A 13,681-nucleotide genomic window follows, 5' to 3' on the forward strand; every position below is an offset into this window, starting at 1 on the left:
AGGGTGGAAGCCTGCCGTCCGACCGCCGAACCGCTCGGAGCATCGACCGTGGATCAGTTGGCCCTGCTGTTCGCTCTGCTGCTCGGGGCCGTGGTGTGCGTCCCCCTGGGGGACCGGCTGGGGCTGCCGGCGCCGGTGCTGATGACGGTCTTCGGCATCGTCCTCGCACTGCTGGAGTTCGTCCCGAACGTGGACGTCCCGCCGGACCTGATCCTGCCGCTGCTGCTGCCGCCCCTGCTCTACGCCGCCGTCCGCCGGACGTCCTGGCGGCAGTTCGCGGCGAACGCGAGACCGATCCTCCTGCTGGCCGTGGCGCTGGTGTTCGTCACCACGCTGTGCGTGGCCGTCGTCGCCCACGCGATCGTGCCGGGCCTGCCGTTGGCCGCCGCGATCGCCCTCGGCGCGCTGGTCGCACCGCCCGACCCGGTCGCGGCGACCGCCGTCGCCGGGAGGCTGGGGCTGCCGCGCCGGCTGGTGTCGATCCTCGAGGGCGAGGGCCTGTTCAACGACGTCACCGCCATCGTCCTGTACCACGTGGCGATCGCCGCCGCCGTGAGCGGCACCTTCTCGCCCTGGAAGGCGGGCCTGGACCTGGTCCTGTCGGCCGTGGTGGCGGTCGCGGTCGGGCTCGCGCTCGGCTGGGGCGCCAACCGGCTGATGGACCTGCTCGGGGACGCGACCCTGCAGATCGCGCTGAGCCTGCTGGTGCCGTACTTCTCCTACGTCCTGGCCGAGGAACTGCACGGCTCGGGGGTGCTCGCCGTGCTCACCACCGCGCTGTTCCTCGTCGAGTACGCCACCGACGCCGACGAGGTCATGACCCGGCTGGCCGGGCACACCTTCTGGGACATCGTCGACACGCTCGTCATCGGCATCGCTTTCGGACTGGTCGGCCTCGAACTGCACAACGCGGTCCGGACCGCGTCCGGCCACTGGGGCGAACTGCTCGGCTGGGCCGGGGTGGTCGTGGGCGTGGTCGTCCTCGTCCGGCTGCTGTGGCTGCTGCCGGCGACCTGGCTGACGCGGCGGCTGCACGCCGCGCGGGACACCGGCGAGGACATCCCGGTGAGCTGGCGCGAGACCATGGTGATGTGGTGGTCGGGGATGCGCGGGGTGGCCTCCGTCGCGCTGGCGCTGGCGATTCCGCTGGAGACCGACGCCGGGGGAGAATTCCCGGCACGGGGCGAGATCATCTTCATCGCGTTCGGCGTGATCATGGCAACGCTGCTGGTCCAGGGGACGACCCTGCCGTGGCTGGTGAAACGGCTGGGGGTGCGGGCCGACACCGGACGTGAGAAGGAACTCGAACGGGACCTCGCGCTGCGGGCGGCCAAGGCCGCCAAACAGAGACTGCGCGAGATCGAGGAGGGCGAGGAACTGTCTGAGGAACTCGCCGAGCAGATGCTGCGCAGCGCCTTCGAGATCGGGGTGCGGATCAGCCCGGACCTCGCCGAGGACGAGCGGCGCGAGGCGCACCGGCAGCGCGCGCGGCGGGTGAAGCGGGCGCGGCGGATCCAGGCCGAGATGCTGAGCGCCGCACGGCACGAGGTACTGGCGGCGCGGAGCGAGGCGGGGGCCGACCCCGAGGTGGTGGACCGGGTGCTGCGCCACCTCGATGTGCGCAGTATGCGGTGAGTTCGCTCCGCGGTACGGCGTTCCGCTCGTAAGGTCGGGGCATGACGCGGAACGTGGTGATCAGCGGGGGCGGTACGGGAATCGGGCTGGCGGCGGCACGGGTCTTCGCCGCCGACGGGGACCGGGTGCTGCTGCTCGGGCGGCGCGGGGACGTCCTGGAGCGGGCCGGGGCCGAGGTGCGGGGGGCCGAGGTGTACGCCGCCGACCTCGCCGATCCGGTCGCCGTGCGGGGCGTCGCCGGCTACGTCGGCCGGGAGTTCGGGGCCGTCGACGTACTGATCCACAGCGCCGGCGGCAACGGCCTCCTCGAACGCCAGGCCGGGGCGGACGATCCGCTCGACGCCGTCGCCCGCCACTGGACGGTCAACTTCCGGCTCAACCTGCTGACCGCCGTCCTGCTCACGGAGGCATTGAAGGACCGGCTCGCCGAGCCCGGCGGACGGGTGCTGTTCCTCAGCTCCATCGCCGCCTACCGGGGCTCCGGGCAGAGCGCGTACGCGGCGGCCAAGGCCGGGCTGCATCCGTACGCCCATGACCTCGCCCGGAAGCTGGGGCCGCACGGCATCACGGTGAACGTGGTCGCGCCCGGCTACATCGAGGACACCGCGTTCTTCGGCGACGGCATCGACGGGGAGCGGCGGGCAGAGCTGGTCGCCGAGACCGCGGACGGGCGGGCCGGGGAGCCCGGGGACGTGGCCGCCACCCTGCACTGGCTGGCCTCCCCGGGCGCCGGACACATCACCTCGCAGATCATCCAGGTCAACGGCGGCGCCGAACGCGGCCACTGAGAGCCTGTCGGGTGACCTTCGATCGGGTGTGCACACCCGATCGAAGGTCACCCGACAGGCTCTGAAGCGCCGTCAGTGCTCCTGCGCCGCGCCCTGCGGGTCGTGGGCGGGCGCCCCGCCTTCCGGGGGACCGGAGGGGCCGGGGATACCGGGGGGACGGGTGATGCCGGCGGCGCCACCGGGGGAGTGATGGCTCCTGTCGAGGACCGGTGCCGGGTCGGCCGGGGCGGTGCTGATGCGAGGCAGGGCGTAGGGATGCTGCTCGGCCAGCCAGCGGATCATCTGCTCGCGGACCTCGACCCGTACCGTCCATATGTCGCCGGCGTCCTTGGCCGTCACCAGGGCCCGCACGTGCATGGTGCTGGGCGTGGTGTCCACGACGGTCAGGTTGTAGGCGCGGCCGTCCCAGGCCGGGCACTCGCGCAGGATGTCGCGGAGCCGGTCGCGCATCGCGTCCAGCGGGGCCCGGTGGTCGAGATGCCAGATGACCGTCCCGGTCATCTGCGGGGAGTCGCGGGACCAGTTCTCGAACGGCTTGGACGTGAAGTACGACACCGGCATGGTGATCCGGCGCTCGTCCCAGGTGTTCACCGTGAGGAAGGTCAGGGTGATCTCCTCGACCGTGCCCCACTCGCCGTCCACCACGACCGTGTCGCCGATGCGCACCATGTCGCCGAAGGCGATCTGCAGCCCGGCGAACAGGTTACTGAGCGTGGACTGGGCGGCGACACCGGCGACGATGCCGAGGATGCCCGCCGAGGCCAGCAGCGAGGCGCCGGCCGCGCGCATGGCGGGGAAGGCCAGCAGCATCGCGGCCACCGCCACCACGGCGACGATCGCCGAGACGACCCGCTGGATCAGCGTCACCTGGGTGCGCACCCGGCGGACCCTGGCAGGGTCGCGCTCGCGGTGCACGTTGGCGTACCGGGTGTACGAGGTCTCGACGACGGCCGCCGCGATCCGGATCACCAGCCAGGCGGCCGACCCGATCAGCACCAGCGTCAGCACCCGGCCGATGCTCTCCCGGTGGTCCTCGAACAGCTGCGCCTCGCTGAACGAACCTCTCAGCAGGGCCGCGCAGAGGAGCAGCTGGTAGGGGATGCGGCCGCGCCGGAGCAGTTCCCACAGGGGAGTCTCGGGGTGCCGGGCGTCGGCCTTGCGCAGCAGTCGGTCGGTGGCCCAGCCGAGCGTCAGGGTGAGCACGACCGAGCCGCCGAACACGATCAGGGGGCGGAGCACGTCTTCCATGTCCTCGAACCTAACCGGCCTCGCGCGCAGTGAACATGTGACATCCGCGGCGCCGTGGGTAGGGCCGGTGCCGTGGCACGAGACCGGTGTACCGGGTCGGTGCGCCGGCCGGCGCCCCGGATCGCGACAGCGGCAGGCACCGGCTGTCGGACCCGGCTGGCACCATGGGCCTCATGAACATCATGCTGTTTCACTCGACCTACGGCCCGCGGCCCGCGGTGTCCGCGGCCGCGGACCGGCTGCGCGGCGCCGGACACGAGGTGTGGACGCCCGACCTCTTCGAGGGCCGTACGTTCGACACGGTCGAGGAAGGCATGGCCCACCAGGAAACCATCGGCAGGGACGAGTTGCTCAGGCGTGCCGTGCTCGCCGCCGCGCCCTACTCGGAGCGGGGGCTGGTGTACGCCGGGTTCTCCTTCGGCGCCTCCGTCGCCCAGACGCTGGCCCTCGGCGACGGCCGGGCGCGCGGGCTGCTGCTCCTGCACGGCACGTCGGACATCGCGGCGAACGCGGCGGTGGACGGTCTGCCGGTACAGCTCCATGTCGCCGAGCCGGACCCGTTCGAGACCGACGACTGGCTGAGCGCCTGGTATCTGCAGATGGGCCGCGCCGGAGCCGACGTCGAGGTGTACCGGTACGCCGGGGCCGGTCACGTCTACACCGACCCCGACCTGCCGGACCACGACGAGGAGGCCGCCGAGGCCACCTGGCGGGTGGCGCTCGGCTTCCTCGCTTCGCTGGAGGACGACTGACGAGGAGAAGCGAAGGACGCGCGGCTCGAGCCGGCGGGTCAGACCGGGCGGGTCAGACCGGACGGGCGGCGCGCTCGATCCGCTGGGTGCCGCTGAGCGTCCGGTAGGAGCGCGCCCACGTGGACGTGGCGCCCGGGTCGGTGCGGCTGGACACCACGTAGTAGTCCATCTGCGCCCGCTCGGACGTGATGTCCAGCACGCCGTAGCCGTGGCGGTCGGTGTCGACCCACTGGACGTGCCGGTTGGTGGCCTTGATCAGCGGGGAGGCGACCGCGGAGACGGTGCCCTCGGGGACCTTGACGATGTCGTCGAGGTTGTCCGAGGTGACCGAGGTCACGACGAACTCGGTGGCCGCCGACCCGGAGGCCGGGTAAGTGCCCGCGTTCACCGGCACGTCGTTGGCCCACGCCATGTGGATGTCGCCGGTGAGGAAGACCGTGTTGCGGATCGCGTTCGTCCGCAGATGGGTGAGGAGTTCCCGGCGGTCGTCGGTGTAGCCGTCCCACTGGTCGGTGTTGAGGGCGAGACCCTCCTGCGGCAGGTCCAGCAGCTTGGCGAGCGGCTTCAGCAGACTGGCCGGCAGCGCGCCGAGGGCGAGCGGCGAGATCATCACCGAGGTGCCGACCAGCCGCCAGGTGGTGTCGGACGCCGACAGCCCCGACTTCAGCCAGTCGAGCTGGGCGCGGCCGGTGAGCGTACGGTCCGGGTCGTCGACCTCGCCGCTGCCGAACGAGACCTGCTGGGAGCGGAAGGAGCGCAGGTCCAGCAGCGAGAGGTCGGCGAGCCTGCCGAAACGCAGCCGGCGGTAGGTGGTGCCGGCCAGCGCGGGGCGCACCGGCATCCACTCGAAGTAGGCCTGCTTGGCCGCGGCCTGACGTGCGGCCCAGGTGCCCTCCGCGCCCTCGGTGTGGTTCTCCGCGCCGCCCGACCAGGCGTCGTTGGCGAACTCGTGGTCGTCCCAGATCGCCACGACCGGCGTCTTGGCGTGCAGCGCCTGGAGGTCGGGGTCGGTCTTGTACTTCGCGTGCCGTATGCGGTAGTCGGCGAGGGTGACGATCTCGTGGGCGGGCGCGTGCGGGCGGACGGTCCTGCCACGGGTGCCGTACTCGCCGGTGCCGTACTCGTAGATGTAGTCGCCGAGATGCAGCCAGGCGTCCAGGTCGCCGCGGGCCGCGAGATGGCGGTACGACGAGAAGTGACCGGCCTCCCAGTTGGAGCAGGAGACCACGCCGAAGCGCAGACCGGTCACCGCGGCGTCGGCGGCCGGGGCGGTGCGGGTACGGGCGACAGGGGAGTCGGTGCCGCCGGCGGAGAAACGGAACCAGTAGTCGGTGGCGGGCCGGAGGCCGCGGATGTCGGCCTTGACGGTGTGGTCGGAGGCGGCGGTGGCGCGGGTCGAGCCCTTCGCGACGACGGTGCCGAACGCCTTGTCCAGGGCGACGGTCCAGCCGACCTCGGTGTCCGGGCCGAGGCCGGAGCCGGGTGTCGCCTCCGGCGTCGGCGTCACGCGCGTCCACAGCAGGACACCGTCCGGCAGCGGATCGCCGGAGGCCACCCCGTGCAGGAAGACGGGGGCCGCGGTGGTGGCGGCACGGGCGGGCGGCGCGGAGGTGAGCGATACGGCGAGCACCGCGGTCGCGGCGGCCGCCTTGACGACCGAACGGCGGCGCGGAGCCAGGACGTTGGCGTCCGCGGTGGCGGAGACGGTGCTCTCGGGTGATCTGTGTCGAGTGGTCACAGTCGATCAGGATAGTGATCAGTACATGCCAGAGCGGGCGAACTCACCGAAGTCCGCCCGCCCTTCGCCCGACGTTCCCCGCCCCGGCGGGCGGGGTGGTCGTGTCAGGCCTTGCCGCGCTTGGTGGCGCAGTACTTCGGGGTGCCGTTCGCCCCGTCCTTGAGGCAGATCTCGACCGTCACGGTGATGCCCTCGCCGATGGACAGGTTCTTGCGTCCGCAGGCGTTGCCGGCGCCGTCGGCGTCCTCCAGCGGCACCCAGTGGGAGGCCTTCGAGTCGAGCCAGCCGATGTGGCCACTCGCCCGCATGCCGTCGGCCCGGTTGTCGCACACGGTGAATATCTCGCCCTCCGCCACGAACCCGGCGGCGCCGCCGTTGAACGGGTCCGTGGTGTCGACGTAGACGTCGGTGCCTGCCGCGGCCGGGCCGGCGGCGAACAGGACGGCGGTCGCGCCGGCGAGCAGCGCGCCCATGACGGGCTTCACGCGAAGAGTCATGCTACTTCCCCCTCTTTGCTGAAATGGTCATGGCATGCATATGCCAGGAGGGGGAGTGTGTCAAAGATCTTTTCCGGCCTCGGTCCACGGCCGGAACGGCGGTGGACCGAAGCCGACGGGATCCGGTCAGGCCTTGAGGGCCGCGTCGACCGCCGTCCTGAAGTCGGCCACCGACATGGGCGGGTTGCCGCTGGGAGTGGTCAGCATCTTGCCGTCCATGACGAGGCTCGGGGTGCCGTTGACGTCGTCCTTGTTGGTGTCGAAGGTCTTCGACATCGCCAGCGCCCACGCGTCGTACGTGCCGTTCCTGACGGCGTCCTCGAACGTCTTGTTGCCCTTGAGGTCGGGAACCGAGGTCGCGATCTCGATCAGGTAGTCGTCGTCCTTGAACTTGTCGGTGGACTCCTGCGGGTGCCACTTTGCCGAGTAGAGCGCGCTCTTGTAGTCGAGGAAGGCCTCGGGGCTGACGTTCAACGCGGCGCCCATGGCGCTCATCGCGCTCTTGGAGCCCTCACCATTGGAGCCGATCTTGCCGTCCTCCATGGAGTCGCCGTCGAGGAAGGTGCCACCGACGAACTGGATTTTGTACTTGCCGTCCTCCACGTCCTTCTCGAGGGTTTCACCGACGGTCTGCTCAAAACTGGCGCACACCGGGCAACGAGGGTCCTCGTAGAGCTTCAGGGTCTTCTTGGCGCTGTCCTCGCCGATGACGACCGTGGTGCCGTTCGTGCCCGTGGTGTTGGCGGGGGCGACGACCTTGTCGTCCTTCAGCGCCTCCCAGTGACTGGGCTTGTTGGCCTGGACGATCCCGTAGCCGATGCCGCCGGCTATCGCCAGGACGCCGACGATCGTCGTGGCGACGAGCAGCTGACGCTTGATCTTGGCCTTTTTGGCGTCGCGCTCGCGCTCGACGCGCAGACGCTCACGGGCCGCCGTCTTCGCCGCCTGGGTGTTCCGCTTGCTCATGGTGATGCTCTCCACTGGGGACGCGCACAGCACTGTGTGCGGGATGTTTAGGGGGGACTACGGATGCTCGGACATGCCGCCGACGCCGGGGCCGAGTCGTCTCAGGCGAGGGCGGTGGCGGTGGAGCACGGCGGTCCACGCCGTCCCAGGGAGTGCACGAGGAACCGGTCCACGGCCGTGATGGCCCGGTGGGCAGGGCGGACCGGCCGACGGATCTTCGGGGCCCGGTGCACGGTCACCGCCGAAACGGCCAGCATCAGCGGCCGGACCGCTGTCGAAGCCGTCGCCGTCACCGCGCCCAGCAGCTGGGCCAGCGCCCGCTCGCCGCGGTGCAGCCAGGCGGCGGCGAACAGGCCGACGCCGATGTGCGCGCCGAGCAGCAGCCAGGCGGTGGCCGGGTCGGCCTGGGCGAGCAGCCCGGCAAACCGGTCACCGCCGTCGGCCGCGGTGCCGGCCACCCGCGTCAGCGGGGCGCCCACGCCGGCGCCGTCGCCGCACAGTACGTCGAAGCCGACCGAGCGCAGCGGGCCCGCGACCGGGCCGCCCATCCGGCCGTAACAGACGTGCTGGCCGGTGGTGAAGACGGTGTCGGCGGCCAGCTCCAGCGGGATCAGCAGGGCGGCGATCCGCCCGAAGGAACGCGGCCGGCCCGCGAGGGCGTACGCCAGGACGAACACGGCGACGGCGATCACCGTCACCGTGCTCAACGGCAGGGGAGCCCCGGACAGCAGCACGTGCGACGCGGTGCTGAGGGTCACGACCACGGTCGTGAACAGCGCCGCGCGCACGGCTCTGAACGGGGTTCCGGATATGTCCATGGTGGGACCGAGTCTGTCATGCGCTCCGGTAAGGGATCCCTAAAGGGTTCCGGTTGACGGGATTCCGTCGCTCCGGGGCCTCCCGGAGCGACGGGAAAGTCACAGTCCCGGGATCCTGCCGTTGCGGAACAGGTCCAGGAAGATCTGGTGGTCACCGCGCGCACGGGCGCCGTAGCTGTGCGCGAAGTCGACCAGCAGGGGCTCGAGCCCCTCCTCGTCGGCCGCGATCGCCGCGTCGATGGCGCGCTCGGTGGAGAACGGCACCAGGGACTCGCCGGAGGTGTCGTCCGCCGCCGCGTGCATCGTGGCCGTGGCCCGGCCGAGGTCGGCGACGACCTGGGCGATCTCCTCCGGCTCGTCGATGTCGCCCCAGTCCAGGTCCACCGCGTACGGCGAGACCTCCGCGACCAGCTGCCCCGCGCCGTCCAGCTCGGTCCAGCCCAGCCACGGGTCGGCGTGCGCCTGCAGGGCGCGCTGCGAGATCACCGTGCGGTGGCCCTCGTGCTGGAAGTAGTCCCGGATCGACGGGTCGGTGATGTGCCGGGAGACGGCCGGCGTCTGCGCCTGCTTGATGTAGATCACCACATCGTTCTCCAGGGCGTCGCTGTGCCCCTCCAGCAGGATGTTGTACGACGGCAGCCCGGCCGAGCCGATGCCCACGCCCCGGCGGCCCACGACGTCCTTCACCCGGTAGGAGTCCGGACGGGCCAGCGACGCTTCCGGCAGTGTCTCCAGATAGCCGTCGAAGGCGGCGAGGACCTTGTAGCGGGTGGCGGCGTCGAGCTCGACCGCGCCGCCGCCGGAGGCGAAGCGGCGTTCGAAGTCATGGATGACGGTCATCGAGTCCAGCAGCCCGAACCGGGTCAGCGAGCGGGCGTCGCGCAGCGCGTCGAGCAGCGGGCCCTGTGCGGTGTCCAGTGTGAACGGCGGCACCTCGTCGCTCTTCGCGCCGGTCGCCAGGGCGTGGATCCGCTCCCGGTACGCGGCCGTGTAGATCCGCACCAGCTCGGTGATCTGTTCGTCGCTGAGCGCCTTCGCATAGCCGATCAGCGCCATGGAGGCGGCGAAGCGCTTGAGGTCCCAGGTGAAGGGGCCGACGTAGGCCTCGTCGAAGTCGTTGACATTGAAGACCAGACGGCCGTTGGAGTCCATGTACGTGCCGAAGTTCTCCGCGTGCAGATCGCCGTGGATCCACACCCGGGACGTCCGGTCGTCCAGGTACGGTCCGCCGCGCTTCTCGGCATCCAGATCATGGTAAAAGAGACACGCCGTGCCCCGGTAGAACGCGAAGGCCGAGGCCGCCATCTTCCGGAACTTCACGCGGAAGGCGGCAGGATCGGCGGCCAGGAGCTCGCCGAAGGCGGTGTCGAGAACAGCGAGAATCTCCTCGCCGCGGTGCTCGTCGTTGAGCTGCGGGACCGACATCGCTGAGTGCCTCCTGGTACGGGACGTTTCGGGGACGGCTGATCCGTCCCCCGGGGCAACGTGCGGCACGTCACCTGAGTGCCCACGCCGCTCGCCCGAAGGTACGTCGCGGGGAGCCTCGAGTGTCAGTGCCGGGGCATAGACTTCGACGCTGACCACCAGACTGTCCGCCTGCCCGTCGCCGAGTGTCCACCCGCCGCCCGACCATCCCTCTGGACGGGGCGCTCCGCGCCGCAGCATTCATCCTCGGAGGCCGAACCGTGTCGAAGACGCCGTTCACGCACCTGCACGTCCACACCCAGTACTCACTGCTGGACGGTGCCGCGCGGCTGAAGGACATGTTCAACGCCTGCAACGAGATGGGCATGAGCCACATCGCCATGTCCGACCACGGCAACCTGCACGGCGCGTACGACTTCTTCCACACCGCGCAGAAGGCCGGAGTCACCCCGATCATCGGGATCGAGGCCTATGTCGCGCCCGAGTCGCGGCGCACCAAGCGCAAGATCCAGTGGGGCCAGCCGCACCAGAAGCGGGACGACGTCTCCGGCTCGGGTGGCTACACCCACAAGACCATCTGGGCGGTCGACAGCACGGGCCTGCACAACCTCTTCCGGCTCTCCTCCGACGCGTACGCCGAGGGCTGGCTGCAGAAGTGGCCCCGGATGGACAAGGAGACCATCGCCAAGTGGTCCACCGGGCTGGTCGCCTCCACCGGCTGCCCCTCCGGCGAGGTCCAGACCAGGCTGCGCCTCGGCCACTTCGACGAGGCGCTCAAGGCCGCCGCCGACTACCAGGACATCTTCGGCAAGGACCGGTACTTCCTGGAGTTGATGGACCACGGCATCGACATCGAGCACCGGGTCCGTGACGGCCTGCTGGAGATCGGGAAGAAACTGGGTATCCCGCCCCTGGTCACCAACGACTCGCACTACACCTACGCGCACGAGGCGACCGCCCACGACGCGCTGCTGTGCATCCAGACCGGCAAGAACCTCTCCGACCCCGACCGTTTCCGGTTCGACGGCACCGGCTACTACCTCAAGTCCACCGACGAGATGTACGCCATCGACTCCTCCGACGCCTGGCAGCAGGGCTGCGCCAACACCAGGCTGATCGCCGAGATGGTCGACACCACGGGCATGTTCGAGAAGCGCGACCTCATGCCCAAGTTCGACATCCCCGAGGGGTACACCGAGGTCAGCTGGTTCCGCGAGGAGACCCTGCGCGGCATGCAGCGCCGCTTCCCGGGCGGCATCCCGGACGACCGCATGAAGCAGGTCGAGTACGAGATGGACACCATCATCTCGATGGGCTTCCCCGGGTACTTCCTCGTCGTCGCCGACTTCATCATGTGGGCCAAGAAGCAGGGCATCGCGGTCGGCCCCGGCCGCGGCTCCGCGGCCGGCTCGATCGTCGCCTACGCCATGGGGATCACCGACCTCGACCCGATCCCGCACGGCCTGATCTTCGAGCGGTTCCTCAACCCCGAGCGCGTCTCCATGCCCGACGTCGACATCGACTTCGACGAGCGCAGGCGCGTCGAGGTGATCCGCTACGTCACCGAGAAGTATGGCGCCGACAAGGTCGCCATGATCGGCACCTACGGCAAGATCAAGGCGAAGAACGCCATCAAGGACTCCGCGCGCGTGCTGGGCTACCCGTACGCCATGGGCGACCGGCTCACCAAGGCCATGCCCGCCGACGTCCTCGGCAAGGGCATCGACCTCGACGGCATCACCAACCCCTCGCACCCGCGCTACAACGAGGCCGGCGAGATCCGCGCGATGTACGAGAACGAGCCGGACGTGAAGAAGGTCATCGACACCGCCAAGGGCGTCGAGGGCCTCGTGAGGCAGATGGGTGTGCACGCGGCCGGCGTGATCATGTCCAGCGAACCCATCGTCGACCACGCCCCGATCTGGGTGCGGCACACCGACGGCGTGACCATCACCCAGTGGGACTACCCCCAGTGCGAGTCGCTCGGCCTCCTGAAGATGGACTTCCTGGGCCTGCGCAACCTCACGATCATGGACGACGCCATCAAGATGGTGAAGGCCAACAAGGGCATCGACCTGGAGATGCTCGACCTCCCGCTGGACGACCCCAAGACCTTCGAACTGCTCTGCCGCGGTGACACCCTCGGTGTCTTCCAGTTCGACGGCGGCCCGATGCGCTCGCTGCTCCGCCAGATGCAGCCCGACAACTTCGAGGACATCTCCGCCGTCTCGGCCCTCTACCGGCCGGGCCCGATGGGCATGAACTCGCACATCAACTACGCGGAGCGCAAGAACGGCCGCCAGGAGATCACGCCGATCCACAAGGAGCTGGAGGAGCCGCTCCGGGAGGTGCTGTCGGTCACCTACGGCCTGATCGTCTACCAGGAGCAGGTGCAGAAGGCCGCCCAGATCATCGCGGGCTACTCGCTCGGCGAGGCCGACATCCTCCGCCGCGTGATGGGCAAGAAGAAGCCGGAGGAGCTGGCGAAGAACTTCGTCCTCTTCCAGGAGGGCGCCCGGAGGAACGGCTACAGCGACGAGGCGATCCAGGCCCTGTGGGACGTGCTGGTCCCCTTCGCCGGCTACGCGTTCAACAAGGCCCACTCCGCCGCGTACGGACTGGTGTCGTACTGGACCGGGTATCTCAAGGCGAACTACCCGGCCGAGTACATGGCCGCGCTGCTCACCTCGGTCAAGGACGACAAGGACAAGTCGGCGGTCTACCTCAACGAGTGCCGCCGCATGGGCATCAAGGTGCTCCCGCCGAACGTCAACGAGTCCGAGTCGAACTTCGCCGCGCAGGGCGACGACGTGATCCTCTTCGGCCTCTCGGCGGTCCGCAACGTCGGCACCAACGTCGTCGAGTCGATCATCAAGAGCCGCAAGGCCAAGGGGAAGTACGACTCCTTCCCGGACTACCTCGACAAGGTCGAGGCGGTCGTCTGCAACAAGCGGACCACCGAGTCGCTGATCAAGGCGGGCTCCTTCGACTCCATGGGGCACACCCGCAAGGGCCTCACCGCCCAGTACGAGCCGATGATCGACAACGTGGTCGCGGTCAAGCGCAAGGAGGCCGAGGGACAGTTCGACCTCTTCGGCGGCATGGGCGAGGAGGAGACCAGCGAGCCCGGCTTCGGCCTCGACGTCGCCTTCACCGACGACGAGTGGGACAAGACCTACCTGCTCGCGCAGGAGCGGGAGATGCTCGGACTGTACGTCTCCGACCATCCGCTGTTCGGACTGGAGCACGTCCTGTCCGACAAGGCCGACGCGGGCATCTCCCAGCTCACCGGCGGCGACTTCGGCGACGGCGCGGTGGTCACCATCGGCGGCATCATCTCCGGCCTCCAGCGCAAGATGACCAAGCAGGGCAACGCCTGGGCGATCGCCACCGTGGAGGACCTCGCCGGGGCCATCGAGTGCATGTTCTTCCCCGCGACCTACCAGCTCGTCTCGACCCAACTCGTCGAGGACGCCGTCGTGTTCGTCAAGGGCCGGCTCGACAAGCGCGAGGACGTGCCGCGCCTGGTCGCCATGGAACTCCAGGTGCCCGACCTGTCCAACGCGGGCACCAACGCGCCCGTCGTGCTCACCATCCCGGCGACCAGGGTCACCCCGCCGATGGTCAGCCGCCTCGGTGAGATCCTCGGCCACCACAAGGGCGACAGCGAGGTGCGCATCAAGCTCCAGGGGCCGACGAAGACGACGGTGCTGCGCCTGGACCGGCACCGGGTGAAGCCGGACCCCGCCCTGTTCGGCGACCTCAAGGTCCTCCTCGGCCCGTCCTGCCTGGCGGGCTGACCGGCCCGGCGGAC

The 13,681-nt window shown here is 70.0% G+C and carries 10 protein-coding genes; 4 read left to right on the forward strand and 6 right to left on the reverse strand.

All coding sequences use genetic code 11. From position 1 onward, the window contains the following. The first annotated feature begins 48 nt into the window (after positions 1 to 48). Together ACFPZI_RS12360 and ACFPZI_RS12365 are read left to right on the forward strand one after the other, a co-directional pair. Complete coding sequence (locus ACFPZI_RS12360) at positions 49 to 1,635, forward strand: Na+/H+ antiporter (protein WP_381362179.1); 1,587 nt, start codon at positions 49 to 51, stop codon at positions 1,633 to 1,635. A gap of 41 nt (positions 1,636 to 1,676) precedes the next feature. Next, positions 1,677 to 2,423, forward strand: a complete 747-nt coding sequence (locus ACFPZI_RS12365) for an SDR family NAD(P)-dependent oxidoreductase (RefSeq protein WP_381362180.1) — start codon at positions 1,677 to 1,679, stop codon at positions 2,421 to 2,423. 72 nt (positions 2,424 to 2,495) lie between these two features. Here ACFPZI_RS12365 and ACFPZI_RS12370 read toward each other — a convergent pair whose 3' ends face one another. Further along, positions 2,496 to 3,671, reverse strand: a complete 1,176-nt coding sequence (locus tag ACFPZI_RS12370) for a mechanosensitive ion channel family protein (RefSeq protein WP_381362182.1) — start codon at positions 3,669 to 3,671, stop codon at positions 2,496 to 2,498. Positions 3,672 to 3,844: 173 nt separating this feature from the next. Between ACFPZI_RS12370 and ACFPZI_RS12375 the strand changes: the two genes are divergently transcribed. After that, a complete protein-coding gene (locus ACFPZI_RS12375; protein WP_381362185.1) occupies positions 3,845 to 4,423 on the forward strand; it encodes a dienelactone hydrolase family protein in 579 nt (192 codons plus the stop codon). A gap of 52 nt (positions 4,424 to 4,475) precedes the next feature. Here ACFPZI_RS12375 and ACFPZI_RS12380 read toward each other — a convergent pair whose 3' ends face one another. The 5 genes from ACFPZI_RS12380 to ACFPZI_RS12400 form a co-directional block, all read right to left on the reverse strand. Continuing rightward, positions 4,476 to 6,161 carry an alkaline phosphatase D family protein gene (locus ACFPZI_RS12380; protein WP_381362188.1) on the reverse strand — a complete coding sequence of 562 codons (1,686 nt, stop codon included), beginning with the start codon at positions 6,159 to 6,161 and terminating at the stop codon, positions 4,476 to 4,478. A 104-nt stretch (positions 6,162 to 6,265) separates the two neighbouring features. Next, complete coding sequence (locus ACFPZI_RS12385; RefSeq protein WP_381362190.1) at positions 6,266 to 6,658, reverse strand: hypothetical protein; 393 nt, start codon at positions 6,656 to 6,658, stop codon at positions 6,266 to 6,268. 126 nt (positions 6,659 to 6,784) lie between these two features. Further along, positions 6,785 to 7,624 (reverse strand): thioredoxin domain-containing protein, encoded by an 840-nt coding sequence (locus ACFPZI_RS12390; protein WP_381362193.1) that lies wholly within the window; start codon positions 7,622 to 7,624, stop codon positions 6,785 to 6,787. 101 nt (positions 7,625 to 7,725) lie between these two features. Then, positions 7,726 to 8,442: a hypothetical protein gene (locus tag ACFPZI_RS12395; protein WP_381362195.1), complete on the reverse strand. Its 717-nt coding sequence runs from the start codon at positions 8,440 to 8,442 to the stop codon at positions 7,726 to 7,728. A 99-nt stretch (positions 8,443 to 8,541) separates the two neighbouring features. Then, positions 8,542 to 9,867 (reverse strand): DUF2252 domain-containing protein, encoded by a 1,326-nt coding sequence (locus tag ACFPZI_RS12400; RefSeq protein ID WP_381362198.1) that lies wholly within the window; start codon positions 9,865 to 9,867, stop codon positions 8,542 to 8,544. Positions 9,868 to 10,127: 260 nt separating this feature from the next. On the opposite strand from ACFPZI_RS12400, the gene dnaE reads away from it, so the two are divergent. Continuing rightward, positions 10,128 to 13,667, forward strand: coding sequence for a DNA polymerase III subunit alpha (gene dnaE / locus ACFPZI_RS12405; RefSeq protein WP_381362201.1), 3,540 nt, complete (start codon positions 10,128 to 10,130; stop codon positions 13,665 to 13,667). The last annotated feature ends 14 nt before the right edge of the window (positions 13,668 to 13,681 follow it).

This window comes from Streptomyces chlorus (assembly GCF_042655885.1).
GTDB lineage: Bacteria > Actinomycetota > Actinomycetes > Streptomycetales > Streptomycetaceae > Streptomyces > Streptomyces chlorus.

Coding starts and splice junctions, on each gene's coding strand:
- ACFPZI_RS12385 (WP_381362190.1), bottom strand. CDS start 6,658: ATGACTCTTCGCGTGAAGCCCGTCATGGGCGCGCTGCTCGCCGGCGCG.
- ACFPZI_RS12365 (WP_381362180.1), top strand. CDS start 1,677: ATGACGCGGAACGTGGTGATCAGCGGGGGCGGTACGGGAATCGGGCTG.
- ACFPZI_RS12375 (WP_381362185.1), top strand. CDS start 3,845: ATGAACATCATGCTGTTTCACTCGACCTACGGCCCGCGGCCCGCGGTG.
- ACFPZI_RS12390 (WP_381362193.1), bottom strand. CDS start 7,624: ATGAGCAAGCGGAACACCCAGGCGGCGAAGACGGCGGCCCGTGAGCGT.
- ACFPZI_RS12395 (WP_381362195.1), bottom strand. CDS start 8,442: ATGGACATATCCGGAACCCCGTTCAGAGCCGTGCGCGCGGCGCTGTTC.
- ACFPZI_RS12370 (WP_381362182.1), bottom strand. CDS start 3,671: ATGGAAGACGTGCTCCGCCCCCTGATCGTGTTCGGCGGCTCGGTCGTG.
- ACFPZI_RS12400 (WP_381362198.1), bottom strand. CDS start 9,867: ATGTCGGTCCCGCAGCTCAACGACGAGCACCGCGGCGAGGAGATTCTC.